We start from the raw sequence: 25,440 nt of genomic DNA, 5'->3' as shown, positions 1-25,440 counted from the left end.
AGCTTCCTTTAAGATGCTCTCCTGACTTTTTCGATTCTGGGAGGCTGCCAATGAAACCGACAACCCTAACCTACCTACGCAAGTGTAAGCAGGATAAGCGTAAATTCGCGACCATTACCGCCTATGACGCCAGTTTTGCCCGCTTATTCTACGACAATGGCATTCGCGTGATGCTGGTGGGGGATTCGCTGGGCATGACGTTACAAGGCCATGATTCCACGCTGCCAGTGACCGTCAGTGACATTGCCTATCACACCCGCTGTGTACGGCGCGGTGCCCCGCTGTGCCTGCTGCTTGCTGACCTGCCGTTTATGGCTTATACCACGCCAGAGCAAACGTTTACGAATGCGGCGGAAGTGATGCGCGCCGGTGCCAACATGGTTAAACTGGAAGGCGACCAATGGCTTACCCCCACGGTGAAAATGCTGACCGAGCGCGCGGTACCCGTGTGCGGCCATCTGGGATTGACGCCGCAATCGGTGAATATTTTCGGTGGCTACAAAGCTCAGGGACGCGATGAGGCTGCGGTGACGCAATTACTGGATGATGCGTTAGCGTTGGAGGCTGCGGGAGCCCAACTGCTGGTGCTGGAGTGCGTGCCGGTTCCGCTGGCACAGCGTGTCACCGAGGCATTGTCGATCCCGGTTATCGGCATTGGCGCAGGTAACGTCACCGATGGCCAAATTCTGGTGATGCACGATGCGTTCGGCATCACCGGCGAGAACACACCCAAATTTGCTAAAAACTTTTTAGCACATAGCGCCGACATCCCCGCCGCCGCGCGTCTTTATGTGCAGGAAGTTGAGCAGGGACTTTACCCTGCCGAGGAACATTCGTTCCGTTAAGCTAAACCCTTTACCACAGCAAGTATTGATAAAAATGATGAGTACAAAGGAGCAAGACCGTGTTGATTCTTGAAACCCCTTTGCTATTACGCCGTGAGATTCGCCGCTGGCGTCAAGAGGGGAAACGCATTGCATTGGTGCCTACCATGGGCAATCTGCATGACGGACACATGACGCTGGTAGACGAGGCGCGGGCACGCGCCGATATTGTTATCGTCTCCATTTTCGTCAACCCGATGCAGTTTGATAAACCCGATGATCTGAAACGTTATCCACGCACCTTGCAAGAGGATTGCGAAAAGTTAACCCGCTGTAACGTGGATCTGGTATTTGCACCGTCACCAGAGACAGTCTATCCGCATGGACTGGGCCAGCAAACGTTTGTCGAGGTGCCGGGGTTGTCTGCCATGCTGGAAGGCGCCAGCCGTCCGGGCCATTTTCGCGGTGTGGCAACCATTGTCAGCAAGTTGTTTAACATGGTACAACCCGATATCGCCTGCTTTGGTGAAAAGGATTACCAGCAGTTAGCGCTGATTCGCCAAATGGTGCGCGACATGGGCTACGACATTGATATCGTCGGAGTGCCGATTGTCCGTGCACCGGACGGGCTGGCACTCAGCTCGCGCAATGGTTATCTTAGCCCGGAAGAGCGCCAGTCTGCGCCCGCGCTAAAACGCATCATGGATCAGATGGTAGATAAACTCAGCAACGGCGATCGCCAGCTTGAGGAAATAGTAACCAGTGCCGCAGAAGCGTTACGCGAAGCCGGGTTCACGCCCGATGAGCTCTACATTCGCGATGCGGATACGCTGCAAGAACTGACTGTGGCCAGCACGCGCGCGGTGGTATTGATGGCAGCTTGGCTGGGTAAGGCCCGCTTGATTGATAATCAGCAGGTCGCTCTGTTCGATTGACTGGCATGACAGACATTAACCGAGGTAACCGACAGTGATACGCACCATGCTACAAGGTAAGCTGCACCGGGTAAAAGTCACCCAAGCAGATCTCCACTATGAAGGTTCTTGCGCCATCGATCAGGATTTCATGGATGCAGCGGGCATTCTGGAATACGAAGCCATCGATATCTACAACGTGGATAACGGGGCGCGTTTCTCTACCTATGCCATTGCGGCAGAAAGAGGATCACGCATTATTTCTGTCAATGGGGCGGCGGCACGCTGCGCCTGCGTCGGCGACAAACTGATCATCTGCTCCTATGTACAGATGTCAGACGAAGAAGCGCGCACGTATCACCCGAAAGTCGCCTATTTCTCCGGTGATAACTTCTCCGGTGATAACGTGATGTTGCGCTAGGCGAAGGCGATTCCGGTTCAGGTCGCCTAAAAGCAACGGTGCCATAATGGCCCCGTTTTTCTCTCAACTTCGCAGGCCGCGCCCGCGTTCGATCAGCCACCACGCCAGCACGTAAAACACCAGAATAAACACCAGCAACACCGCCATGGTGAAAGCTAGCGGTACATCCTGAATGCCGAGAAAGCAGTAGCGGAAACCGCTTATCATGTACACCACGGGATTGAGCTTGGACACCGCTTGCCAGAATGGCGGCAGCAGCGTCAGCGAATAAAACACGCCGCCAAGGTAGGTTAACGGCGTCAGCACAAACGTCGGGATAAGGCTGATGTCATCAAAGGTTTTGGCAAATATAGCTAAACGACTTAATTTTGATTACATTATTTAAATGAGCTATTCAATTGATTTTAGACGTAAAGTGATATCTACACGGGAAGAAGAAGGGTTGAGTATCCGGGAAACAGCGAAGCAATTTCGGATTGGCCCTGCCTCTGTATCGCGTTGGATTAATCAAATAGCGTCAAAAGCATCGACCACGCGTCAGCGAAAGAGCGATAAATCCGAGTTGATAAAAGATGTTGAACCATATCCAGATGCTTACCAAAAAGAACGTGCAGAGCGTTTTGGCGTTTGTCAGAAGGCCATTTGGCAAGCTCTTAAAAAGCTGGGATTGACCTATAAAAAAACTCTACGTCATCCGAAAGCCGACGAAAGCGCCCGGCAAGCATTTCAACAAAAAATACAACAGTATGAAAAAGAAGGTAAGCCTATTGTTTTTATTGATGAAAGTGGTTTTCCACACGATACCCCACGGACTCACGGCTATTCCCCAAAAGGTCAACGGTGTTTTGGCCTGAAGAACGGGGGAGCCAAAGGAAGAACAAATGTTATCGGCGCTTTATTAGGCACAACGCTGTTTGCTATCGGATTATTTGATATCAATATTAACAGCGATGTTTTCTATTCCTGGGTCACACAAGTCCTTATCCCAGTACTCCCTAAAAGCAGGGTAATCGTGATGGACAATGCAACTTTTCACAAAAAACATAATATTCAACAAGTCATCATCGATGCAGGGTATATGGTGGAGTATTTGCCTACATATTGGCCAGATCTTAACCCCATTGAGCATAAATGGGCACAAGCAAAAAGCAAAAAAAAGAGAGAGTGGTTGCGATACAGAGATTTTGTTCTCAGTCCACATGGTGTAATCAAAATTAAGTCGCTTGGCTATACTACCAATTCGTGCTCAGTTTGCTATCATTTCCCGTCGATTCGTTGCACTGCTCATTGGTGTTGTACTATTCATTGGTATAGGTGGAGGCACAGCGTGAAAACGGCTGTCGGTCATATTTCTTCCCAGGCATTGCCCGCCTGGCTTACACAACGCGGCGCGTTCAGCGCATTTTCCCGTAGCATGTTGATGGCTCTGGTTTTAACGGCGGGGCTGGTCACATCAGCAGGACTAAGTGGAAATGCGTTCGCAGCACCTGCTTCTACACCTATTGCCAACACCGCTGCCGCCAGTGCACCTGCACAAGAAGCTGCTGCGGCATCGACGCCTGCGGCGACTGACCCTACCGTCGCTGATGCTGCCGCGGTGCCTGCATCGCCGTTGGCTCTGCCGCAAGGCAGTGCAGGCAACATTATGAAAACCGATCTTTCCGTTTGGGGCATGTATCAGCATGCGGATCTGGTGGTGAAATCCGTCATGATCGGTTTGCTGCTGGCCTCTGTGGTTAGCTGGGCGATCTTTTTCGGTAAAAGCGTCGAACTGGTGGGTGCAAAACTTCGCCTGCGTCGTGAATATGCGGCGTTGGAGCAGGCGCGCACCTTAGATGATGCGGCAGATATCGTTGAGGCCTTTAAAGCCGATAGCACAGCGGCGATATTACTGGTCGATGCGCAAAATGAATTAACCCTTTCCACCCGTTCTGATGACAATAATGGCATCAAAGAGCGTACCGCCTTCCGTCTGGAGCGTCGTGTGGCCGCTGTCGGTCGCCAAATGGGGCGCGGTAACGGCTATTTGGCAACGGTTGGGGCGGTGGCCCCCTTTGTTGGGCTGTTCGGGACGGTCTGGGGTATCATGAACAGCTTTATCGGTATTGCTCAAACGCAAACCACCAATCTGGCCGTCGTCGCGCCGGGGATCGCCGAGGCGCTGTTGGCCACTGCGATTGGTTTGGTCGCTGCTATCCCGGCGGTGGTGATTTACAACGTGTTCGCTCGCGGAATTGGCAGCTATAAAGCGCTGATGGGTGATGTGGCGGCACAGGTGCTTTTGCTGGTGAGCCGCGATTTGGATGTGGCTGCGAGTAACGGTAACCGTTTGACTACGGCTAATCAAAAACTGCGGGTGGGTTAAGTTATGGCGATGCATTTGCACGATGATACGAGCGGTGACAGCGAGATGCATGACATCAACGTCACGCCGTTCATTGACGTGATGCTGGTGCTGCTGATCATCTTTATGGTGGCAGCGCCGCTGACGACTGTCGATATTCGTGTCGACTTGCCGGCATCCACGGCGGTGCCGCAACCTCGTCCCGAAAAGCCGGTGTATTTGACGGTGAAGGCGGACAAACAGCTGTATGTGGGTGATATTGCCGTGAGTGAGACAGGACTTACCAACCTGCTGGATGAGCAAACGGGTGCCAACAGAGAGACCACCATTTTCTTCCAAGCAGATAAAACCGTCGATTACGAAACCATGATGCGTGTTATGGATACCTTGCGCAAGGCGGGCTATCTGAAGGTCGGATTGGTGGGTATGGAATCAGCGGGTAAATAAGTGCCTGTACCGTCCCGCGCTTCTGGCGGGACAGCCTGTCATACTGTGTGTTCAGGTAAAACGCGTATATTGCCCCTTTGCCTACGGTGTCCCCCTATAACCCCATCAACGTCAAACTCTCTCCCCAACACATCGTGTAAAGTGTGCCGTCAGCAACGCGCATCCGTCATTCCCGATTCCACACTAGCTTTTTACCCATGAAGACATGGCCTGCGCTTTCGGCAGCGGTGACGCTGCCTGTTTGCATTATAGCCAAGCGACATTATTTTGATAACAATTAGCTGTATTTTTTTGCGACATATCAGGGCATTGGCTGTAATCATTTTTAAGTCGGTTGGCTATACAGCACGGCGTAATGATTACAACAGGTTGATTTTTCACCGCCATGACGCATTATGAGAGCTTACGAGTAACTTATCGAACTACGATAAGGTGTTACCGTGCAATCACACACAGCACAGGGTATATAGCGGTGGAATCGGTAATGCGTAATATTCTGATTTTTGTTTTAACGTGCGCGGGTGTGTCATGCGTGTCATAGCACTAGGAGAGGCCTGATGAGCAAAGGAAATGAGCTGTCGATTATTTCCCGCTATATGAAAAAGCTGCATGTGTTGACGCTATGCGTAGGGAGAGATTCGGAATTATGGTGTGCGAGCTGCTTCTATACTTATGACGAAAATGAGGTCGCTTTCTACATCATGACAGAAACCTCAACGCGCCATGGTGAAATGATGCTGCGTTATCCGGCGATTGCCGGGACGATTGCCGGCCAACCTAAAACCGTTATGCTGATCAAAGGCGTGCAGTTCAGCGGTCAGGCATTACTGCTACAAGGTGAAGAGGCGGTTTCGGCCCGCGAGCGCTACACGCAGCGTTTTCCTATCGCCCGGGGGACGACCTCACCCGTTTGGCGCTTGCGGATCGATACCCTGAAGATGACGGACAATACGCTGGGTTTTGGTACCAAACGCCATTGGCACCGCGATGAGGAAAACGACGGATAACTGAATGCATCTGGCAACAGGAGGAGCCATGAGTCGAGTATTGCTGCTAGGCGCGACAGGATTGATTGGGCAGGAATTGCTGAAGCTGCTGCAAGCCAATAGCAGGGTAGAGGTTATAGCCAACCGACTTAAAAATGATTACAGCCAATGCCCTGATATGTCGCAAAAAAATACAGCTAATTGTTATCAAAATAATGTCGCTTAGCTATATCTATGCGCCTACGCGCAGGCCACTGCCCGCTCAGGATAAACTGGTCAATCCTTGTCATGAGGACGTGCGTGTTGCGCTGGCGCAATTGCATGAACCGATCATCGATATTGTGTTTTCCTGCCTAGGGACCACGCGCAAGCTGGCGGACAGCAAGCAAGCGTTTCGCTTTGTGGATTATACGCTGGTGCTCGACAGTGCCGCGCGGGTCAAGGCGCTGGGCGCTACACACCTGCTCACGGTGAGTGCGATGAGTGCCAGTGCTACGTCACCGTTTTTCTATTCACGTATCAAAGGTGAGATGGAGGTGGCGTTGCGCCAGCAAGGCTGGCGACATTTGACACTGGTACGCCCTTCACTGCTGTTGGGCGAACGGACAACGCGATGGCCGCTGGAGCACTTTTCCGCACCGCTGCTCAAGTGGATGCCTGCTAAATGGCGAGCGATTGAAGGAAAAGCCGTGGCCCGTGCACTGATGAATCACGCCTTTTCACCCGAACCAAAAGCCGGTGTAACGGTGCTCGAGGCCGAGGAACTACGCGCTTGGGGCAACCCGCCGCTTGCGCCGGAGCTACACGGTTAAGTCTGCGGCTGTCATCGCAAACGATGGACAACCTGATTGCTGCTGCCGCGCCAGATTAACGCAGGATCTTTGAGATCCTGTACAAATTTACCGTCTACCAGTACGTTGATAAGTGCCACAACCTGTTGTTGTGCGGGCGTAAGCTCAGCGAGCAGGTAGCCTGTCCACATCCAGATGTCTTTTCCGGGGCATTCGGCATGAATGCGTTCCACCAAACGTAGCACATCCGGTACGTTTTGCGGATGGAGCGGATCGCCACCGGAGAGCGTCAAGCCTTGGCGCGGAATCTGCGTATCCTGCAAATCGGCAATAATCTGGTCTTCCAGTGCCTGAGTAAAAGGCTGGCCGGAATTGAGCCGCCAAGTGCTTTTATTGTAGCAACCTGGACATTGATGCACGCAGCCGGAAACAAACAGCGTACAGCGCGTGCCGGGCCCGTTGACCACGTCAACCGGGTAGTACTGATGATAATTCATGGTATGGCATTGTTTGCTGGATAATGGTTTTCTGAGTAATGGTTTACGAAGCAGAGATATCCGGCGTCTGTTGACGCCGATAAACGTGCAAAGCTGGTCGCATCCTTGCGACCATCAGGCACGGCGCGGGCTGTTTAGCCCAGTTGACCATTGCCGAGGTGCTTGATCCGACGTTTGACCTCTTCCTGCTTCCCGGCGTTAAACGGACGTGCATCCGGGCTGCCCAGATAGCCACATACCCGACGCGTCACAGATACGCGTGCGGAGTCGTCATTGCCACATTTCGGGCAGGTGAAGCCTTTGCTGGTGCACTCAAACTCACCGGTGAAGCCACACTCATAGCACTCATCGATCGGCGTATTGGTGCCGTAATAGGGCACACGGCTATAACTGTAATCCCAGACGTCTTCCAGCGCTTTAAGGTTATGTTGCAGGTTCGGATACTCGCCGTAGCAAATGAAGCCTCCGTTTGCCAGCGGTGGGTAGGGCTGTTCAAAGTCGATTTTCTGGTAAGGATTCACCTTCTTCTCCACGTCCAAGTGGAAGCTGTTGGTGTAGTAACCTTTATCGGTCACGCCTGGTACCACGCCGAATTCAGCGGTGTCGATACGGCAAAAACGGTCACACAGGTTTTCACTCGGCGTACTGTAAAGGCTGAAACCGTAGCCGGTTTCTTCTTTCCACTGATCGGTCGCGGCTTTCAGGCGTGCGACGATGGCGACCGCCTTTTCACGCAGTTGCTCATTGTCGAACACGTGTGTCTGGTTGCCAAATAGCGCGTTAATGGTCTCATGAACCCCAATATAGCCCAATGAGATCGATGCCCGACCGTTTTTGAAGATCTCAGCAACGTTGTCGTCCGCTTTCAGGCGCACACCACAGGCACCTTCCATATACAGGATTGGAGCGACACGGGCTTTGATGTTTTCCAAACGTGCGATGCGCGTCATCAACGCTTTTTTCGCCAGTTGCAGACGATTATCCAACAGGTTCCAGAAACGCTCTTCGTTATGTTCCGCTTCCAGCGCGATGCGCGGCAGGTTGAGGCTGATTACCCCGAGGTTGTTGCGACCATCGTGGATCTGCTTACCCTCTTCCTCATACACGCCAAGGAAACTGCGGCAGCCCATAGGCGTCTTAAACGAGCCGGTAACCTTAACCACCTGATCGTAATTGAGGATATCCGGGTACATCCGCTTGCTGGCGCAATCCAGTGCCAGCTGCTTGATGTCATAGTTCGGATCGGCAGCCTTGTGATTGACACCGTCGCGGATAGCGAACACCAGTTTGGGGAACACCGCGGTTTTACGGTTTTTGCCCAGACCAGCAATGCGGTTGCGCAGGATGGATTGCTGAATCAGGCGCGATTCCCAATTGGTGCCGAGACCGAAACCAAAGGTGACAAACGGTGTCTGACCATTGGCGGTGTGCAGCGTATTTACTTCATATTCCAGCGACTGGAAGGCGTCGTAGCACTCTTTTTCGGTACGAGACAGTGCATAGGCGTCCGCATCGGGAATGTGCCACTCATCAGCAGTTTCCCGGTGCTTTTTATGGCTGGCGGTGACGAACGGTGCCAGAATTTCATCGATACGGTTAATGGTGGTGCCGCCGTAGATGTGGCTTGCCACCTGAGCGATGATTTGGGCCGTCACTGCTGTCGCGGTTGAGATGGATTTTGGTGGCTCAATCTCCGCGTTACCCATCTTGAACCCCTTGGTCAACATGCCTTCAAGGTCGATCAGCATACAGTTGAACATCGGGAAGAACGGGGAGTAGTCCAGATCGTGGTAGTGAATTTCACCGCGTTCATGAGCAAGCACCACGTCGCGCGGCAGGATATGTTGCTTGGCGTAGTGTTTGGCAACGATACCGGCCAGCAGGTCGCGCTGGGTAGGGATTACTTTACTGTCTTTGTTGGCGTTCTCGTTGAGCAGGGCCATGTTGCTCTGTTCAACCAGACCACGAATTTCCTGATTCAAACAGCCGCGTTGTTCGCGGGCGACACCACGATCGTGACGGTACTCAATGTAGGTACGTGCAAGCTGCTTATACTGGCCAGACATTAGCAGGTTTTCAACGGCGTTCTGGATATCACTGATATCCACACGTGCTTTCCCTTGCATTTGTTGAGCGACTGCACAGGCCACGGTTGCACAGTAATCTGTATCATCAACTCCTGCTGCATGCGCAGCACGTTCGACCGCCTGCTTGATGAGCATCTCATCAAAAGGCACCTGGCAACCGTCCCGTTTAATCACTACTGGTTTCAACGTTCGTTCCTCAGAGTTGTCCACAAGCGGAATCCGCAGCGGACAAGGGCTGCGGGGGGGTGTGGATGATATTGTGGATAAGCACTACATATAGTGCCTGTATTCATGATAGACACTATATGTAGTTTTTGGTGAAAAGAAATTCGCAATTTATTGACCTAGAACAAAGAATTTCGAGCAACGTAGAAAGGGTGTGCAATGGCGTTGTACAAAATAAAAATAATGTATTGATTTGATTAGTAGTTTTTTATCTCTGCGCCATAAGGCAAATTACGAACAAAAAAGCATAATAAACGTAGGGAAATAACAATAAGCGAGGCAATAATATTGCTGGGTGTGTCCGTGTTTCTCGGTGAATCACGACGAGGGGCGCTCCGGCGGCTTACGCCGCTACGACCCCATCGCCGCACTTCACCTAACAACGCGCTTTGTCATCAGTCTGACGGGGCGAGGGTATCGCCCCGAGTGCGCTTAGCGGCGTACCGCGATGGCTTCGATTTCGATCTTCACATCTTTTGGCAGACGCGCCACTTCCACACAGGAGCGCGCCGGAAACGGTGCTTGATGCTGAGTAAAGAAGGCTTCGTAAGTCGCGTTAACGGTGGCAAAGTCTTGCAGGTCTTTCACAAATACCGTGGTTTTCACGAGGTCAGCGACTTTCAGGCCCGCCGCTTCCACAATGGCCTGCACGTTTTCAAGAGACTGACGCGTTTGTGCGACGATGTCCTCGGCAATCAGGCCGCTTTTCGGGTTTACTGGGATCTGACCGGAAGTGATGATCATGCTGCCAAGATCGACACCTTGTACATAAGGGCCGATAGCGGCTGGGGCGTGTTCCGTGCTGATGCTACGTGACATGGCTTCTCCTAGATTTCGACGTGGCTATTTTCGAAGGGACAATTCCCGCCGGGCCTGCGCCGGGCGGGATACAACTTACCATTATTCAGAAAAGCGCGGCGCAGGCAATGGCATTGATGACCCTGCACACGTCGCACAACGGATTAGCGGTCAGCCAGCACGGCCTGACGTTCAAACTCTTTCTCGCAGTATTTGCACTTAAGGTGCGCATCGCCATCGCGTTGCTTGACGCTGAACGACGAGGTGACTGGTTCACTGCGGCTGATACAGTTACTGTTCGGGCAAGTTAGCACGCCATCAATACGTTCCGGCAGGCTGGGCACCAGCTTGCGTACCACCGCGTAGTCATCAATCTGGTTAACGGTGGCCTGCGGGGCGTAAATCGCCAACTGGTTAGCCTGCTGTTCTGTCAGGAAGATGTTCTCTATCTTGATCAGATCCTTGCGTCCCAGATGATTGGAAGGCAGGTTCAGCCCGATGGTGATGCGCTGGTCGGTGGCGGTCAGTTTGAACAGCGTCAGCAGCTTGAAGCCAACCTGCGCTGGGATATGGTCGATAACGGTGCCGCGTTTGATGGCTTCAACCTGTAATTTGTTATCCTGAGTCATGATGCTTTCCCCTCTCACAGAACCAGTTCGCGATTTAATACCAGCGCCAGCAGTGCCTGACGTGCAAAGATGCCGTTGCCTGCCTGTTGGAAGTAATAGGCGTAAGGCGTGCTGTCGACATCCGTCGTTATTTCATCCACACGCGGCAGCGGATGCAGCACTTTCAGGTTGTCGCGGGCAGCGTTCAGATCGGCCGCGCGCAGCACAAACAGTGATTTGATACTGATGTACTCGGATGGGGCCAACCGCTCTTTCTGTACGCGCGTCATGTACAGAATATCCAGCTCCGACACCACCTCTTCAATGCTGGTGTGCAGGCTATAGGTGATGTTTTTCTCTTCCAGCATCGCCAGAATGTAATCCGGCATCGCCAGTGCGTCGGGAGCGATAAAGTAGAAGCGGTTACCGTCGAATTTCGCAAGCGCCTGCGTCAGAGAGTGCACGGTACGGCCATATTTCAGGTCACCAACCATGGCGATATTGATGTTATTCAAGCGTCCCTGGGTTTCCTGAATGGTGAACAGGTCGAGCAGGGTTTGCGTCGGATGCTGGTTAGCACCGTCTCCTGCGTTGAGTACCGGAATGCCGCCGGAGAACTCGGTGGCAAGACGCGCAGCGCCTTCCTGCGGGTGGCGCATCACGATGGCATCCACATAGTGGCCGATAACCGAAATGGTATCTGCCAGCGTCTCGCCCTTCTTGCCGAGCGATGTGTTGTTACTGTCAGCAAAACCGACCACGGAAGCGCCCAGACGGTGCATCGCGGTTTCAAAAGAGAGCCGGGTGCGCGTCGAGGCCTCAAAGAAACAGCTGGCGATCACTTTATGTTTTAACAACTCTGGCTGCGGTCTGGCCTTCAGGCTGGCGGCCACCTGCAAGGCCAACTCCAAATCTTCACGGGTTAGGTCGTTAATTGAGATGATGTGTTTTTGATAAAGTGGATTGACCATGTTTGCTTTTCTCCCAACGGTTAGCTCTGAAACATTTTTCTCTCGCTAGGCCAGTCAGCAGGCGAGGTTCGCCCGGTATGACAGGCAAAAAAATCTATGGTCACCCCCGTTTTTGCAACACAGATTTTGATTTATGATGGGCTTGCGTAAGTCTATTCGGCGTCTGGTGGCCATTAATGCCCGCGCCACGATGAGTTCCGCACCTGCAGAACCTTAAGAAGCCCTCGGCTTCATAGAGCCATTTTTTATGTCAGGTTCATCAGCAGGCCGATATGCCGTTCATGTCATCAATTATCTGTCGTCGCAAAACCAGAAAGTAATCTGTTAACTCACTGAGCCAGCGATTTTTTTCGGTGGCTCTTTTATTTGCTGAACGCCGCCTGATGGACTGTCACCGCCCAGGCTATCCGCGCAAGTTTGTTCGCCAGCGCACACGCCACCACATTCGAGTGATGGCTGACAAGCTGCTTTGTAACCCACTCTGCCAGACGCCCTGGGTTGTGTTCCAGCCGCTGCATAAACACCCGCGCACATTGCACCAGCCGCCGTCGCAGATTCTTGTCACCCCGCTTGCTGATGCCCATCAGTGTCGTCTTCCCACCCGTGCTGTACTGGCGGGGAACCAGCCCTGTCGAAGCCGCAAAATCACGGCTGCTGGCATGATTTTTACCATCCCCCAGGGGTGTGGCTAACAGGCTCGCTGTTATCGGCCCGACGCCGGGAATGGTCAGCAGGCGTTGGGCAGTTTCATCCTCCGCAAGGTGGGTTTTCAGTTCCTTATCGATTTCATCAATTTCCCCGTTGAGGTAAATATACTGGCTGTGAAGTCTGCTCAGAACCCTTGCCAGATAAGGTGGAAAGTCATTTTCTTCCAGCACCGCGGCCAGACGCCGTATCACGGCAATACCGCGAGGCAGACTGACACCGAACTCCAGTAAAAAAGCGTGCATCTGGTTGGTAGTTTTAACGCGTTGCCGTATCAGTGAGCCATGGACCCGATGTAGGGCAGCCATTGCCTGCTGGTCTTCCGTGCGGGGTTTTACAAAGCGCATGGAGGGCCGGGAAGCTGTTTCGCAGATATAGCCAACCGACTTAAAAATGATTACAGCCAATGCCCTGATATGTGGCAAAAAAATACAGCTAATTGTTATCAAAATAATGTCGCTTGGCTATAGCTTCTGCATCAACAAAATCGTTCTTGTTACTCTTAACAAAGGGGCGAACGAACTGTGGGGAAATCAACTTTGCCTCATGGCCTAAATCAGCGACTCGGCGAGCCATGAAGTGTGCACCGCCGCAGGACTCCATCACCACGGTCGCCGCCTTGCAGGATGCAAGAAAATGAATCAGCTGAGTGCGGGAAAACTTTTTACGCAGCAGCGCATGACCTTTTTCGTTCTGACAGTGAACGTGGAAGGAATGTTTACCGAGATCGATACCAATAAGCGTAACATTTTGCATGATGATCCCCTTCAGAAAGAAAAACACCCTGTTAGCGTACCGCTCACAGGGCATAGGTATCTACACATCTTTTGCAATATCTGCTATTACGTTGCTGCATGATCTCAACTTATCCATCGGCGGGATTGATGCCCGCCTTAACCGGCGTTATCAGCGTCTGGTTAACCAACACATGACTCCCCCAGCACCATTGGCGTCAGCCGTTAAAGACCTTGCCTGCGCGCAGAAAACAACATTCGCCACTACTCAAGCCGTTTGGCGTTTTTTTAATAATGAACGTATTAGCTTCAGTCAGCTCAATGAACCGATTATTTCGCTGGCTCTCCGGCAGGTTGCACTTAGCCCGCATCCATACGCTCCCGTCGTTCACGACTGGTCTCATTTACAGTTTCGTACCCACAATGGGAAAGAAGAACGTTTGAAAATGACGCATGGTGGCGACGTCGGTTATGAACTACAAACCCGCCTACTGCTTGATGCTGCAAATGGTTTACCAATAGCGCCCCTGTCTCAAACTCTAACCGATAGGGCGGGTTGTCGTTCAACGCTAACCGAGGGCTTGTCTGAGAGTCTGACTCATATGGATGCTTTGACGGCTGATATCGCCCGCGTTGAGTCTCTTGATACCGGGAAGAAGTTAGTTCATCTCATTGACCGTGAAGGTGACTCTATCGGGCATATGCGCACATTAAGCTCCCAGGGAATATGTTGGCTTATCCGGGGAAAGGAAGGGCATCGGGCCGAGTGGGGCGGTGACACCCGTAAAATTGGTGAACTTGCAGACGATCTGTCATTTATCGCAAACAGACAGGTTGGCTGGAAAGGGAAAAAAGCCAATATGGAGATCGGGGAAACATCCGTGATCATAACGCGAACAGCAAAAGCGAAGCGGAAAGACAAGAACACCGGACGGCGAGTGAAAGTTCAGCTAGGCGTAGCTCTGACACTCAGATTAGTTGTGGTTCGCCTTACCGATATAGCCAAGCGACATTATTTTGATAACAATTAGCTGTATTTTTTGCCACATATCAGGGCATTGGCTGTAATCATTTTTAAGTCGTTTAGCTATACTTACGGTAAATTTATCGGACGCTGGACGCTGCTCACAAACGTTAGCAACGAGATCACCAGCGCGGAAGTCGCTTGGCTATATTTAGCAATGGTGAAACTGGGCTGCATCCGCTTGTTTTACCGCCGGTTACGCAATTAAGGGACACAGCCTAGAGTGTTAGCGCGTAACGTGAAGAGGATGAGCAGTGATGTATCGTATTGGGTTGGTGGTGTTGGGATGGTTAGCGGTTGTGTTGGCGACGCTAGGCGTTGTGTTGCCGCTGTTGCCGACTACCCCGTTCCTGCTGCTGGCTGCATGGTGCTTTGCCCGTTCCTCACCGCGTTTTCATGCCTAGCTGCTCTACCGTTCCTGGTTTGGCCTCTATTTGCGGCACTGGCAGGATCATCGGGCATTGCCGCCGGGAGCAAAAGGCAAAGCGGTGGTGATGATCGTGCTGACCTTCGCCATTTCGCTGTGGCTGGTGGACATGGTATGGGTCAGAGTGCTGCTGTTAACGATAATGGCGGTCTTGCTAACCTTTATGTTGCGCCTGCCAGTTGTTGATCCGCGACAATAAAACCCATCGCAGGCTGTTGCATTTGATCGTCAGTTTGACTAGATTTGGGCGTTTTCGTGTGCCGTTTGCCTCCGGTTATCTCTCAGTATCGATGAGCGGAAAGGGGCAGCAGCGGTCATGGGTAAGATTTTTAAAGCGTACTATCAGGCAAAAGATGATGAGCGTAACCGCGCAGCAGTCAGAATTAATCAAAAACAGCATTAAAAGCATTCCCGATTATCCCAAACCGGGGATCTTGTTCCGTGATGTCACGAGTCTGCTGGAAGCGCCCGTTGCGTATGCGACCAGTATCGAGATGCTGGTAAACCGTTTTCATGACACTGGCGTAACAAAAGTGGTGGGCACGGAAGCGCGCGGTTTTTTGTTCGGTGCACCGGTGGCACTGGCGTTGGGGGTGGGTTTTGTGCCAGTGCGTAAACCAGGCAAACTGCCGCGCCCGACGATTTCAGAAAGCTATGAGTTGGAGTACGGCACTGACAGCCTGGAAATTCACACCGATGCCATCAGCGCTGGCGACAAGGTGTTAGTCATCGACGATCTGCTGGCTACCGGCGGTACCATTGAGGCCACGGTTAAGCTGATTCGCCGTTTGGGCGGAGACGTCGCCGATGCGGCATTTATCATTAATCTGTTCGATCTAGGCGGCGAGCAGCGTTTGAATAATCTCGGTATCAACTGCTACAGTCTGATGAATTTCCCGGGCCATTGATCCTGCCTTTTTTCCGTCGTAAATATGTTGGCTATCCTGATAAACAGCCTCGCCGTGTCCGGCGAGGCTGTGTTAGCATGGCCTCCTCAATCACACAACCGTTGCGGTATTGATGAGCTATCAGGTACTGGCCCGTAAGTGGCGTCCTCAATCTTTCGCTGATGTCGTTGGTCAAGAACATGTTCTGACCGCATTGGCCAATGGTCTCTCTATGGGGCGGGTTCACCACGCCTATCTGTTTTCCGGCACCCGTGGCGTGGGGAAAACCAGTATCGCTCGCCTGTTGGCGAAAGGACTGAACTGTGAGAGTGGCATTACCGCCACGCCTTGTGGACAGTGCGCGAATTGCCGGGAAATTGAGCAAGGGCGTTTTGTTGACCTGATCGAGATTGATGCCGCCTCGCGCACCAAGGTAGAAGACACCCGCGAACTGCTGGATAACGTGCAGTATGCCCCTGCGCGTGGTCGATTCAAAGTCTACCTGATCGATGAAGTGCACATGCTTTCCCGCCACAGCTTCAATGCGCTGTTAAAAACGCTGGAAGAGCCCCCCGAACACGTTAAATTCCTGCTGGCGACCACCGATCCGCAGAAGTTGCCGGCCACTATCCTTTCTCGCTGCCTGCAATTTCATCTCAAAGCGCTGGATGTGGAGCAAATTCGTCACCACCTTGAGCAAGTGCTGCAAGCTGAAGCGATTGCGACCGAACCGCGCGCCTTGCAACTGCTGGCGCGTGCGGCAGAGGGCAGCCTGCGTGATGCGCTGAGCCTGACCGATCAGGCGATTGCCATGGGGCAGGGCGCGGTGTTGACCGATGCGGTCGCGCGCATGCTGGGCACGCTGGATGATGAACAGCCGCTGGCGCTAATTGAAGCTATTGTCAATGCCAACGGCGAACAGACTATGGCGTTGCTTCAACAGGCGGCGTCGCGTGGCGTTGAGTGGGAAGCGCTGTTAGTTGAGATGTTGACGCTATTGCATCGTATTGCGATGGTGCAGCTGCTGCACACGGCGCTCGGGCCGGAAGATTCCCCCATTGCGTCGCGCTTGCGCGATCTGGCCCGCACCGTACCACCTGCCGATGTGCAGCTCTACTATCAAACGTTGCTGGTCGGACGAAAAGAATTATCCTATGCGCCAGACCGGCGTATGGGCGTTGAAATGACGCTGCTCAGAGCGTTGGCGTTTCACCCGCAGGCTGTGATTGCCCCTGTGGCAACCGTGCCAGTGGTGGTAAGTGCGCCAGCCTCCTCACCCCAGGCGCACATTGCGCCAGCGCGCCAGGCAAGGACGCCTGGTGCACCGTCATCTCCTGTCGCCGCGCCGTCATCGCCGATAGCGGTGCCAGAGGAGCCTGTTGCACAGGCCGCGCCGCTGCCTGACACTACTTCGCAGCTGTTGCAGGCGCGCAGCCAGTTATTGCAGCGACAGGGTACGCCGCCACCAAAAAAGTCTGAGCCGGCAGCGCAGGAAGGCGCTCGGCCGGGCACGGCGGTATCGGCGCTGGAACGCCTAGCCTCGGTGACGGAACGCAGTCAGCAGCGTCAGACGGCTGACAAGAACGGTGAGGCGCAGAAAAAGCCTGAGGCGTACCGCTGGTGCGCGCAGCAACAGCAGACCACTGTGGCAGAAACCACCGCCACGCCTAAAGCGTTGCGCACGGTACTGGAGTACGAGAAAACGCCGGAATTAGCGGCTAAATTGACGGAAGAAGCGCAAGCGCGCGATGCTTGGGCGGCAGAGGTTCAACGTTTACCGCTACCGAAACTGGTTCAGCAGCTGGCGCTTAACGCGTTTAAAGTCGACACGGATAACGAAACCGTGACGCTGCATTTACGTTCATCGCAGCGTCACTTGAATTCACCGTCGGCACAAAAAACGCTGATGGATGCATTGGCAGCACATTATGGAAAGCCTATCGCCTTGGTGGTGGTAGAGGATGACGATCCCAGTACGTTAACACCGCTGGAGTGGCGTCAGACGATTTATGAAGAGAAACTGGCGCAGGTGCGCGAGTCTCTGATGACCGACAAAACGATTCAAACGCTGCTGCGTTTCTTTGATGCGGAACTGGACGAAGAGAGTATCCGCCCTGTTTAAACGCTGCAATTCTTGCAGCCATGCAATAGAGAGAAGCATATGTTTGGTAAAGGTGGTTTGGGCAATCTGATGAAGCAAGCCCAGCAGATGCAAGATAACATGCAGAAAATGCAGGAAGAGATTGCCAACCTGGAAGTGACCGGTGAATCAGGCGCTGGCTTGGTCAAAGTCACCATCAACGGTGCACACAACTGCCGTCGTGTCGAAATCGATCCCAGCCTGCTGGAAGATGATAAAGAGATGCTGGAAGACCTGATCGCTGCCGCATTCAACGATGCCGCGCGCCGTATCGACGAAACTCAGAAAGAGAAAATGGCGTCAGTTTCCAGCGGTATGCAGTTGCCGCCTGGCTTCAAGATGCCGTTCTGATGCAAACCAGTCCGCTCCTTGAGTCATTGATGGAGGCGCTGCGCTGCTTGCCGGGCGTGGGGCCGAAATCAGCACAGCGCATGGCGTTTCAATTGCTGCAACGCGATCGCAGTGGTGGTATGCGTTTGGCGCAGGCGCTGACGCGCGCCATGTCTGAAATCGGTCACTGTGTGGATTGCTGCACCTTTACCGAGCAGGAACGCTGCGCGATCTGCACCAATCCGCGTCGTCAGCAAACGGGACAGATCTGCGTGGTGGAAAGCCCCGCAGATATCCATGCCATTGAGCAGACCGGACAGTTTGCCGGCCGTTACTTTGTGTTGATGGGGCATCTGTCACCGTTGGACGGCATCGGGCCGGACGATATCGGACTCGACCTGCTGGGACAACGCTTAGGGCAGGAAAACCTGACAGAAGTGATTCTTGCCACCAATCCGACGGTGGAAGGCGATGCGACTGCCAACTACATTGCTGAACTGTGTGCTCAGCACGGTGTGGTGGCGAGCCGTATTGCGCACGGCGTGCCGGTCGGCGGTGAGTTGGAAATGGTCGATGGCACCACTCTCTCCCATTCGCTGGCGGGGCGTCATCCCATCCGTTTGTAGCAGCTGTGCTGCATTTTCCTTGGCGTGGTGTTCTCTTCACCTGACGCCGCGCTGGGGATAAATTGTTTTTTGCTCTTGAAAATCCTTCTCCTTATCCCCACCTTTTGCCTACTGGCCGGAAATATCGGCACCATTCCCGCACCCGCTACAGGGATTGAACATTATCAGCCTGACTAACTATTAGGATTGAGGTAAGTGACAATGAGCATGAAGGGCCAAGAAACGCGCGGTTTTCAATCTGAAGTGAAGCAATTGCTGCACTTGATGATCCATTCACTTTATTCCAATAAAGAAATTTTCCTGCGTGAATTGATCTCCAACGCCTCTGATGCGGCAGACAAGTTACGTTTTCGCGCCTTATCTTCGCCAGCGCTCTATGAAGGGGATGGAGAACTGCACGTACGCGTTTCCACCAATAAAGAGCAGCGTACCCTAACCATCGCGGACAACGGCATCGGGATGGGCCGCGATGAAGTTATCGATAATCTGGGCACCATTGCCAAATCGGGTACCAAAGCGTTTTTGGAATCTATCGGCTCCGATCAAGCCAAAGACAGCCAGCTCATCGGTCAATTCGGTGTGGGCTTCTACTCTGCGTTTATCGTTGCGGATAAAGTGACGGTGCGTACCCGTGCAGCGGGCGCGGCGGCAGAAGAGGGTGTGTTCTGGGAATCGGTGGGTGAAGGTGAGTACACCGTGGCGGATGTGGTCAAGGCCGATCGTGGTACCGAGATCACCCTGCACCTGCGCGAAGGGGAAGATGAGTTCCTCGATGAGTGGCGCGTGCGTTCCATTATCGGTAAATACTCCGATCACATCGCGCTGCCGGTGGAAATTGAAACCCATACACCGAGCGAAGAAGAAGGCGGCGAGCCGACGGTCACTTGGGAAAAGGTTAACAAGGCACAGGCGCTGTGGACGCGCAATAAAGCGGATGTGACCGAAGATGAATACAAAGAATTCTACAAGCACATTGCTCACGATTTCAGCGATCCGCTGAGCTGGAGCCATAACTGCGTAGAAGGGAAGCAGGAGTACACCAGCCTGCTCTACATCCCTTCTCAGGCACCGTGGGACATGTGGAACCGCGATCATAAACATGGCCTGAAACTCTATGTTCAGCGCGTGTTCATCATAGATGACGCCGAGCAGTTCATGCCGAACTACTTGCGCTTCGTGCGTGGCTTGATCGACTCCAACGATCTGCCGCTCAACGTTTCTCGTGAAATCCTGCAAGACAGCCGAGTTACCCAGAATCTGCGTAATGCACTGACCAAACGCGTGTTGCAGATGCTGGAAAAACTGGCAAAAGACGACGCTGAAAAATACCAAACCTTCTGGCTACAGTTTGGTCTGGTGCTGAAAGAAGGCCCTGCTGAGGACGGTGGCAATCGTGAAGCCATTGCCAAACTGCTGCGCTTCGCTTCCACCCACGGCGACAGCTCAGCCCCGACGGTATCGCTGGAAGAGTATGTCAGCCGTATGGTCGAAGGGCAGGAGAAGATTTACTACATCACTGCCGACAGTTATGCCGCTGCGAAGAGCAGCCCGCATCTGGAGCTGTTCCGCAAGAAAGGCATCGAAGTGCTGCTGCTTTCTGACCGCGTCGATGAGTGGATGATGAGCTACCTGACCGAGTTTGACGGTAAGTCCTTACAGTCCGTCAGCAAAGCGGATGAAGCGCTGGATAAGCTGGCGGATGATGCCAGTGACGACGACGAGCGTAAAAAAGCGGAAAAATCCCTGGAACCGTTTGTGGAGCGCGTGAAAACGCTGCTGGGTGAACGCGTCAAAGAGGTGCGCCTGACGCATCGCCTGACTGATACGCCTGCCATCGTCACCACCGATGCCAATGACATGAGCACGCAGATGGCGAAGCTGTTTGCCGCCGCTGGGCAGAATGCGCCGGAAGTGAAATATATCTTTGAACTCAACCCTGAGCATGCGTTAGTGAAACGCGCTGCAAACACCGGCGATGACGTGCAGTTTGGCGAGTGGGTTGAACTGCTGCTGGAGCAGGCGCTGCTGGCTGAACGCGGCACGCTGGAAGATCCTAACCAGTTTATCCGTCGTATGAACAAACTGCTGAGTGCATAACCGCTCACACTTTTCCGAAAACCCGGTTTTTAGCCGGGTTTTTTTCGCACTGTGACACGCTGAAGCGAGCCCGTTCCTTGAGGATAAGCCTCTGGAATGGTATGGTTGAGCGTTTTCAAATTTATTTTAAAAAATCTACATAGCAAGGGGATTTACGCAATGCGTATTATTCTGCTGGGCGCTCCGGGCGCAGGCAAAGGCACTCAAGCACAATTCATTATGGAAAAGTATGGCATTCCGCAAATTTCCACGGGTGATATGTTGCGTGCGGCGGTGAAAGCCGGGACAGAACTGGGCAAACAGGCCAAAGAAATCATGGACGCAGGCAAACTGGTCACAGATGAATTGGTTATTGCCTTGGTAAAAGAGCGTATCACCCAGGATGATTGCCGTAACGGTTTCCTGCTGGATGGTTTTCCTCGCACCATTCCGCAAGCGGATGTCATGAAAGACGCTGGCATTCAGGTTGATAACGTTATTGAGTTCGCTGTGCCTGACGAACTGATTGTCGATCGCATTATTGGCCGTCGCGTGCATGCTGCATCAGGTCGTGTTTACCACGTGAAGTACAACCCGCCAAAGGTTGAAGGTAAAGACGATGTCACGGGTGAAGAACTGACCATCCGTAAAGACGATCATGAAGATACCGTGCGTAAACGTCTGGTGGAATACCATCAGCAAACTGCGCCGCTGGTGGACTACTACCAGAAAGAAGCCAAGGCAGGCAGTACCCGCTACCACAAAGTAGACGGAACCCGTCAGGTAGTACAAGTGCGCACTGAGTTGGAATCCATCTTGGGTTAACCTATCGCAGTGTCGTATGAAAAGAGCCTGTACACGAGATTGTGTAATTGCCTGATTTTGATATGTTCAATCCAACATCAAAAGCAGGTTACTTTATGGACGAAAAACAGTTACAGGCTCTGTCTAACGAGCTGGCCAAAAATCTCAAAACCCCTGACGCTCTCAACCAGTTTGATCGCCTGCTGAAAAAGATCAGCGTTGAAGCTGCCCTTAATGCTGAAATGACCCATCACCTCGGGCATGAGAAGCACCAGTCCAAATCTGGAACTAACACGCACAATAGCTACTCCACAAAGACTGTTACCACCGGCGATGGTCCACTGGAACTGCGTACACCACGTGATCGTGATGGTTCCTTTGAACCGCAACTGGTGAAGAAGAACCAGACCCGGCTCACCGGGATGGATAACCAGATTTTATCGTTGTATGCCAAAGGGATGACCACCCGCGAAATTGCCGCTGCGTTCAAAGAACTGTATGACGCGGATGTCTCACCCGCCCTGGTATCGAAGGTCACCGATGCCGTTATGGAGCAGGTTGTTGAATGGCAAAATTGCCCCCTGGATGCGGTTTATCCCATTGTTTACCTTGACTGTATCGTTCTGAAAGTCCGGCAGGACAGCCGCGTTATCAATAAGTCTGTGTTCCTGGCGCTGGGTATCAATATCGAAGGCCAGAAAGAGCTACTGGGGATGTGGCTGGCCGAAAATGAAGGTGCAAAGTTCTGGCTGAACGTGCTGACAGAACTGAAAAACCGTGGCCTGACCGACATCCTCATTGCCTGTGTGGACGGCCTGAAAGGGTTCCCGGATGCCATCAACACGGTCTACCCGGAAGCCCGCATCCAGTTGTGCATCGTGCACATGGTGCTCAACAGTCTGCGCTTCGTTGCCTGGAAGGACGATAAGGCGGTAACACGCGACCTCAAAGCAGTGTATCAGGCTCCAACCGAAGAGGCCGCGCTTCAGGCGCTGGAGGCGTTCGGTGGGACATGGGATCACCGCTATCCGCAGATAAGCCGGAGCTGGCAGTCAAACTGGGCCAACCTGTCGACATTCTTCTCGTACCCGCAGGAACTTCGCAAGGTAATCTACACGACGAACGCTATAGAATCACTGAACAGCGTGCTCCGGCATGCAATCAAGAAACGCAAGGTGTTCCCGACTGATGACTCGGTGAAGAAGGTCGTATGGCTGGCAATCCAGGCGGCATCACAGAAATGGACGATGCCCTTACAGGACTGGCGTATGGCAATGAGTCGCTTTATTATCGAGTTCGGTGACCGCCTTGACGGTCACTTCTGAGGAAAGGCATTTACACAAAATCTTAAACAGGCTCAAAGGTCAACGGTGTTTTGAGCTGAAGAACGGGGGAGCCAAGGGAAGAACAAATGTTATCGGCGCTTTATTAGGCACAACGCTGTTTGCTATCGGATTATTTGATATCAATATTAACAGCGATGTTTTCTATTCCTGGGTCACACAAGTCCTTATCCCAGTACTCCCTAAAAACAGTGTAATCGTGATGGAGAATGCAACTTTTCACAAAAAACATAATATTCAACAAGTCATCATCGATGCAGGGTATATGGAGGAGTATTTGCCTACATATTCGCCAGATTTTAACCCCATTGAGCATAAATGGGCACAAGCAAAAAGCAAAAAAAGAGAGAGTGGTTGTGATACAGAGATTTTGTTCTCAGTCCATATGGTGTAATCAAAATTAAGTCGCTTGGCTATATTTACCGCATGGGACAAGCGCTACCCGGTGACATCCTGGGAATGCACTCGTGACCAGCGCATTGCCGAGCGGCAGGGGAATCATAATCCTTACGTTCAGCAGGCTTGCCAGCGCTAGTTCCACTACCTACTATAGAGCGTTCAACCAACGCCGCAGACCACGAGATGTGCTGCGGCTAGCGTAAAAAACATCGTCACCAGACACGCGCTTGTGAATCACCGAAGGCCAAGATAGACCTATGCGAATACCGCGTATTTTTCACCCCGCGGCCGTGCCGCTCACGGGGGGTGACATCGAATTGAGCGAAGATGCCGCCAATCATGTGGGCCGTGTGCTACGCATGAATCCGGGCGACGCGTTGCAGCTTTTTGACGGCAGTAACCACGTTTTTGCCGCCGAGATCCTGTCGGTCAGTAAAAGGCAGGTTATCGTCCGCGCGCAACCCGGCGTTTGGCAGGACAAAGAGTCACCGCTCCATCTGCATCTGGGCCAGGTAATGTCGCGTGGCGAGAAGATGGAGTTCACCGTGCAAAAATCCATTGAGCTCGGGGTGAATGTCATCACACCGCTGTTTTCTGAACGTTGCGGCGTGAAGCTGGACGGTGAGCGGCTAGAGAAAAAAATCGTGCAGTGGCAAAAAATCGCCATCGCCGCCTGTGAGCAGTGTGGCCGAAACCAGATACCTGAAATCCGACCCGCCATGTCGCTCGAAGTGTGGTGCTCCGAGCACGATGAAGCGCTGAAATTGAATTTGCACCCGCGTGCGAAGCACAGCATCAATACGCTGCCTGCAACGCTCTCACGCGTTCGGTTACTCATTGGTCCCGAATGGGGCCTGTCTGCCGATGAGATTGCGATGACGGCCCAGCACCACTTCACCGACATTCTGTTGGGGCCACGCGTTTTACGTACTGAAACGACTGCACTTACCGCCATTACCGCCTTACAGGTGCGTTTCGGCGATGTGGGGTAAAGGAGAAAAACCATGATCAAGCTTGGCATCGTGATGGATCCCATCGATTCCATCAACATCAAGAAAGACACCAGCTTTGCCATGCTGCTGGAAGCGCAACGCCGCGGTTATGAGCTGCATTACATGGAGATGAACGACCTCTATCTTCATGCCGTTGAAGCCCGTGCCACCACGCGTCGCCTCAGCGTACAGTACGACTATGATGGCTGGTACGATTTTCACGGCGAGCAGGATATCGCCCTGCACGAACTGGATACGGTCCTGATGCGTAAGGATCCGCCGTTCAATACCGAATTCATCTATGCCACCTATATCCTAGAGCGGGCAGAAGAAAAAGGCACGCTGATCGTCAACAAGCCGCAAAGCCTACGTGACTGTAACGAGAAGCTGTTTACCGCTTGGTTCCCGCACCTGACGCCGGATACGCTGGTCACACGCCGCGCCGACAAACTGCGTCAGTTTCACCAGCAGCATGGTGATGTGATCCTCAAACCGCTGGATGGCATGGGCGGCGCATCGATTTTCCGACTGAAACAGGATGACGCTAACGTTTCAGTCATCATCGAAACCCTGACCGAACACGGCCAGCGCTACTGCATGGCGCAAAACTATCTGCCCGCCATCAAAGACGGTGACAAACGCATTCTGGTAGTGGATGGCGAATCCGTGCCTTATTGCCTGGCGCGTATCCCGAAAAGCGGTGAAACGCGTGGTAACCTAGCCGCGGGCGGACGCGGTGAAGCTCGCCCGCTGACGGAAAGCGATTGGCAAATCGCTCGCGCGGTGGCACCTACGTTGAAACAGAAAGGGCTGATTTTTGTCGGTCTTGACGTCATCGGCGATCGGCTGACGGAAATCAATGTGACCAGCCCTACCTGCGTGCGGGAAATCGAAGCGGCATTTCCTGACGTTTCCATCACCGGTATGCTGATGGATGCCATTGAGCGCCGCCTGGCAGATCGCCAACGTTAACGTCCCGTGCGTTAATGTGCTCTACGTTAAGGCACTCCGCGTTAAGGTATAGCCAAGCGACATTATTT

At 52.9% G+C, this 25,440-nt stretch carries 24 protein-coding genes and 6 pseudogenes; 22 read left to right on the top strand and 8 right to left on the bottom strand.

Going from position 1 to position 25,440, the window contains the following annotated elements; genetic code table 11:
* Positions 1 to 50 precede the first annotated feature (50 nt).
* From panB to panD, 3 genes are read left to right on the top strand one after another with little or no spacing between them, the layout of a single operon-like run.
* Positions 51 to 845, top strand: coding sequence for a 3-methyl-2-oxobutanoate hydroxymethyltransferase (gene panB / locus ACD630_RS20610; RefSeq protein ID WP_430360485.1), 795 nt, complete (start codon positions 51 to 53; stop codon positions 843 to 845).
* A 59-nt stretch (positions 846 to 904) separates the two neighbouring features.
* The gene (panC, locus tag ACD630_RS20605; protein WP_430360484.1) at positions 905 to 1,759 is read left to right on the top strand and encodes a pantoate--beta-alanine ligase; all 855 of its coding nucleotides are present in this window, start codon (positions 905 to 907) and stop codon (positions 1,757 to 1,759) included.
* 34 nt (positions 1,760 to 1,793) lie between these two features.
* Positions 1,794 to 2,159, top strand: a complete 366-nt coding sequence (gene panD, locus ACD630_RS20600; RefSeq protein ID WP_430360483.1) for an aspartate 1-decarboxylase — start codon at positions 1,794 to 1,796, stop codon at positions 2,157 to 2,159.
* Between the two features lie 63 nt (positions 2,160 to 2,222).
* Here panD and ACD630_RS20595 read toward each other — a convergent pair.
* Positions 2,223 to 2,513, bottom strand: a pseudogene (locus ACD630_RS20595) (ABC transporter permease); the annotation flags it as partial.
* A 31-nt stretch (positions 2,514 to 2,544) separates the two neighbouring features.
* On the opposite strand from ACD630_RS20595, the pseudogene ACD630_RS20590 reads away from it, so the two are divergent.
* The 3 genes and pseudogenes from ACD630_RS20590 to exbD form a co-directional block, all read left to right on the top strand.
* Positions 2,545 to 3,309: pseudogene (locus ACD630_RS20590) on the top strand (IS630 family transposase); the annotation flags it as partial.
* Positions 3,310 to 3,804: 495 nt separating this feature from the next.
* Positions 3,805 to 4,524, top strand: a complete 720-nt coding sequence (gene exbB, locus ACD630_RS20585) for a tol-pal system-associated acyl-CoA thioesterase (RefSeq protein ID WP_430361221.1) — start codon at positions 3,805 to 3,807, stop codon at positions 4,522 to 4,524.
* Between the two features lie 3 nt (positions 4,525 to 4,527).
* The gene (exbD, locus tag ACD630_RS20580; protein WP_430360482.1) at positions 4,528 to 4,950 is read left to right on the top strand and encodes a TonB system transport protein ExbD; all 423 of its coding nucleotides are present in this window, start codon (positions 4,528 to 4,530) and stop codon (positions 4,948 to 4,950) included.
* Positions 4,951 to 5,141: 191 nt separating this feature from the next.
* On the opposite strand, the gene ACD630_RS20575 is transcribed toward exbD, so the two are convergent.
* A complete protein-coding gene (locus tag ACD630_RS20575; RefSeq protein WP_430360481.1) occupies positions 5,142 to 5,273 on the bottom strand; it encodes a hypothetical protein in 132 nt (43 codons plus the stop codon).
* Positions 5,274 to 5,507: 234 nt separating this feature from the next.
* Here ACD630_RS20575 and ACD630_RS20570 point away from each other — a divergent pair, with 234 nt between their 5' ends.
* The gene (locus tag ACD630_RS20570; RefSeq protein WP_430360480.1) at positions 5,508 to 5,957 is read left to right on the top strand and encodes a YhbP family protein; all 450 of its coding nucleotides are present in this window, start codon (positions 5,508 to 5,510) and stop codon (positions 5,955 to 5,957) included.
* Positions 5,958 to 5,985: 28 nt separating this feature from the next.
* Positions 5,986 to 6,748 (top strand): annotated as a pseudogene (locus ACD630_RS20565) (hypothetical protein).
* 11 nt (positions 6,749 to 6,759) lie between these two features.
* On the opposite strand, the gene nrdG reads toward ACD630_RS20565, so the two are convergent.
* From nrdG to ACD630_RS20535, 6 genes and pseudogenes are all read right to left on the bottom strand, one after another.
* Positions 6,760 to 7,224, bottom strand: a complete 465-nt coding sequence (gene nrdG, locus ACD630_RS20560) for an anaerobic ribonucleoside-triphosphate reductase-activating protein (RefSeq protein ID WP_222159266.1) — start codon at positions 7,222 to 7,224, stop codon at positions 6,760 to 6,762.
* Between the two features lie 134 nt (positions 7,225 to 7,358).
* Positions 7,359 to 9,497, bottom strand: coding sequence for an anaerobic ribonucleoside-triphosphate reductase (nrdD, locus tag ACD630_RS20555; protein ID WP_430360479.1), 2,139 nt, complete (start codon positions 9,495 to 9,497; stop codon positions 7,359 to 7,361).
* A gap of 471 nt (positions 9,498 to 9,968) precedes the next feature.
* Entirely contained in the window at positions 9,969 to 10,355 is a 387-nt protein-coding gene (gene ridA / locus ACD630_RS20550) for a 2-iminobutanoate/2-iminopropanoate deaminase (protein WP_430360478.1), read from the bottom strand.
* A 143-nt stretch (positions 10,356 to 10,498) separates the two neighbouring features.
* Positions 10,499 to 10,963, bottom strand: a complete 465-nt coding sequence (pyrI, locus tag ACD630_RS20545; RefSeq protein ID WP_195314358.1) for an aspartate carbamoyltransferase regulatory subunit — start codon at positions 10,961 to 10,963, stop codon at positions 10,499 to 10,501.
* Positions 10,964 to 10,977: 14 nt separating this feature from the next.
* Complete coding sequence (gene pyrB, locus ACD630_RS20540) at positions 10,978 to 11,913, bottom strand: aspartate carbamoyltransferase (protein ID WP_430360477.1); 936 nt, start codon at positions 11,911 to 11,913, stop codon at positions 10,978 to 10,980.
* A gap of 362 nt (positions 11,914 to 12,275) precedes the next feature.
* Positions 12,276 to 13,374 (bottom strand): annotated as a pseudogene (locus tag ACD630_RS20535) (IS110 family transposase).
* Between the two features lie 91 nt (positions 13,375 to 13,465).
* On the opposite strand from ACD630_RS20535, the gene ACD630_RS20530 reads away from it, so the two are divergent.
* The 14 genes and pseudogenes from ACD630_RS20530 (at position 13,466) to gshB (ending at position 25,372) form a co-directional block, all read left to right on the top strand.
* A complete protein-coding gene (locus ACD630_RS20530) occupies positions 13,466 to 14,383 on the top strand; it encodes a hypothetical protein (protein WP_430360476.1) in 918 nt (305 codons plus the stop codon).
* A gap of 27 nt (positions 14,384 to 14,410) precedes the next feature.
* The gene (locus ACD630_RS20525; RefSeq protein WP_430360475.1) at positions 14,411 to 14,584 is read left to right on the top strand and encodes a hypothetical protein; all 174 of its coding nucleotides are present in this window, start codon (positions 14,411 to 14,413) and stop codon (positions 14,582 to 14,584) included.
* 49 nt (positions 14,585 to 14,633) lie between these two features.
* A pseudogene (locus ACD630_RS20520) lies at positions 14,634 to 15,002 on the top strand (DUF454 family protein).
* Between the two features lie 157 nt (positions 15,003 to 15,159).
* Positions 15,160 to 15,711, top strand: coding sequence for an adenine phosphoribosyltransferase (gene apt, locus ACD630_RS20515; RefSeq protein ID WP_430361220.1), 552 nt, complete (start codon positions 15,160 to 15,162; stop codon positions 15,709 to 15,711).
* Positions 15,712 to 15,823: 112 nt separating this feature from the next.
* Positions 15,824 to 17,812: a DNA polymerase III subunit gamma/tau gene (gene dnaX, locus ACD630_RS20510; RefSeq protein ID WP_430360474.1), complete on the top strand. Its 1,989-nt coding sequence runs from the start codon at positions 15,824 to 15,826 to the stop codon at positions 17,810 to 17,812.
* Between the two features lie 39 nt (positions 17,813 to 17,851).
* Positions 17,852 to 18,181: a YbaB/EbfC family nucleoid-associated protein gene (locus ACD630_RS20505; protein ID WP_430361219.1), complete on the top strand. Its 330-nt coding sequence runs from the start codon at positions 17,852 to 17,854 to the stop codon at positions 18,179 to 18,181.
* Positions 18,181 to 18,786: a recombination mediator RecR gene (gene recR / locus ACD630_RS20500; RefSeq protein WP_430360473.1), complete on the top strand. Its 606-nt coding sequence runs from the start codon at positions 18,181 to 18,183 to the stop codon at positions 18,784 to 18,786. The genes ACD630_RS20505 and recR overlap by 1 nt, the downstream gene beginning before the upstream one ends.
* Before the next feature lie 201 nt (positions 18,787 to 18,987).
* A complete protein-coding gene (gene htpG / locus ACD630_RS20495) occupies positions 18,988 to 20,883 on the top strand; it encodes a molecular chaperone HtpG (RefSeq protein ID WP_430360472.1) in 1,896 nt (631 codons plus the stop codon).
* A gap of 159 nt (positions 20,884 to 21,042) precedes the next feature.
* Positions 21,043 to 21,687: an adenylate kinase gene (adk, locus tag ACD630_RS20490; protein ID WP_430360471.1), complete on the top strand. Its 645-nt coding sequence runs from the start codon at positions 21,043 to 21,045 to the stop codon at positions 21,685 to 21,687.
* 95 nt (positions 21,688 to 21,782) lie between these two features.
* The gene (locus tag ACD630_RS20485; protein ID WP_430361218.1) at positions 21,783 to 22,991 is read left to right on the top strand and encodes an IS256 family transposase; all 1,209 of its coding nucleotides are present in this window, start codon (positions 21,783 to 21,785) and stop codon (positions 22,989 to 22,991) included.
* A complete protein-coding gene (locus tag ACD630_RS20480) occupies positions 22,975 to 23,403 on the top strand; it encodes a transposase (protein ID WP_430360470.1) in 429 nt (142 codons plus the stop codon). The genes ACD630_RS20485 and ACD630_RS20480 overlap by 17 nt, the downstream gene beginning before the upstream one ends.
* A 21-nt stretch (positions 23,404 to 23,424) precedes the next feature.
* Positions 23,425 to 23,544: pseudogene (locus tag ACD630_RS20475) on the top strand (endonuclease); the annotation flags it as partial.
* 121 nt (positions 23,545 to 23,665) lie between these two features.
* Positions 23,666 to 24,400, top strand: a complete 735-nt coding sequence (rsmE, locus tag ACD630_RS20470) for a 16S rRNA (uracil(1498)-N(3))-methyltransferase (RefSeq protein WP_430360469.1) — start codon at positions 23,666 to 23,668, stop codon at positions 24,398 to 24,400.
* A gap of 12 nt (positions 24,401 to 24,412) precedes the next feature.
* Positions 24,413 to 25,372 (top strand): glutathione synthase, encoded by a 960-nt coding sequence (gene gshB, locus ACD630_RS20465; protein WP_430360468.1) that lies wholly within the window; start codon positions 24,413 to 24,415, stop codon positions 25,370 to 25,372.
* Positions 25,373 to 25,440: the final 68 nt, after the last annotated feature.

The organism is Symbiopectobacterium sp. RP (assembly GCF_050472005.1).
Taxonomy (GTDB): domain Bacteria; phylum Pseudomonadota; class Gammaproteobacteria; order Enterobacterales; family Enterobacteriaceae; genus Symbiopectobacterium.
This window is presented reverse-complemented; position numbering and strand designations above follow the sequence as displayed.

Bases quoted from the DNA above. Each gene is read 5' to 3' on its own strand.
- gshB (WP_430360468.1), top strand. From the start codon at position 24,413: ATGATCAAGCTTGGCATCGTGATGGATCCCATCGATTCCATCAACATC.
- ACD630_RS20485 (WP_430361218.1), top strand. From the start codon at position 21,783: ATGGACGAAAAACAGTTACAGGCTCTGTCTAACGAGCTGGCCAAAAAT.
- apt (WP_430361220.1), top strand. From the start codon at position 15,160: ATGAGCGTAACCGCGCAGCAGTCAGAATTAATCAAAAACAGCATTAAA.
- ACD630_RS20575 (WP_430360481.1), bottom strand. From the start codon at position 5,273: ATGATTACAGCCAATGCCCTGATATGTCGCAAAAAAATACAGCTAATT.
- panB (WP_430360485.1), top strand. From the start codon at position 51: ATGAAACCGACAACCCTAACCTACCTACGCAAGTGTAAGCAGGATAAG.
- dnaX (WP_430360474.1), top strand. From the start codon at position 15,824: ATGAGCTATCAGGTACTGGCCCGTAAGTGGCGTCCTCAATCTTTCGCT.
- adk (WP_430360471.1), top strand. From the start codon at position 21,043: ATGCGTATTATTCTGCTGGGCGCTCCGGGCGCAGGCAAAGGCACTCAA.
- htpG (WP_430360472.1), top strand. From the start codon at position 18,988: ATGAGCATGAAGGGCCAAGAAACGCGCGGTTTTCAATCTGAAGTGAAG.
- exbD (WP_430360482.1), top strand. From the start codon at position 4,528: ATGGCGATGCATTTGCACGATGATACGAGCGGTGACAGCGAGATGCAT.
- nrdG (WP_222159266.1), bottom strand. From the start codon at position 7,224: ATGAATTATCATCAGTACTACCCGGTTGACGTGGTCAACGGGCCCGGC.
- exbB (WP_430361221.1), top strand. From the start codon at position 3,805: ATGAAAACCGATCTTTCCGTTTGGGGCATGTATCAGCATGCGGATCTG.
- pyrI (WP_195314358.1), bottom strand. From the start codon at position 10,963: ATGACTCAGGATAACAAATTACAGGTTGAAGCCATCAAACGCGGCACC.
- ACD630_RS20505 (WP_430361219.1), top strand. From the start codon at position 17,852: ATGTTTGGTAAAGGTGGTTTGGGCAATCTGATGAAGCAAGCCCAGCAG.
- pyrB (WP_430360477.1), bottom strand. From the start codon at position 11,913: ATGGTCAATCCACTTTATCAAAAACACATCATCTCAATTAACGACCTA.
- rsmE (WP_430360469.1), top strand. From the start codon at position 23,666: ATGCGAATACCGCGTATTTTTCACCCCGCGGCCGTGCCGCTCACGGGG.
- recR (WP_430360473.1), top strand. From the start codon at position 18,181: ATGCAAACCAGTCCGCTCCTTGAGTCATTGATGGAGGCGCTGCGCTGC.
- ridA (WP_430360478.1), bottom strand. From the start codon at position 10,355: ATGTCACGTAGCATCAGCACGGAACACGCCCCAGCCGCTATCGGCCCT.
- ACD630_RS20570 (WP_430360480.1), top strand. From the start codon at position 5,508: ATGAGCAAAGGAAATGAGCTGTCGATTATTTCCCGCTATATGAAAAAG.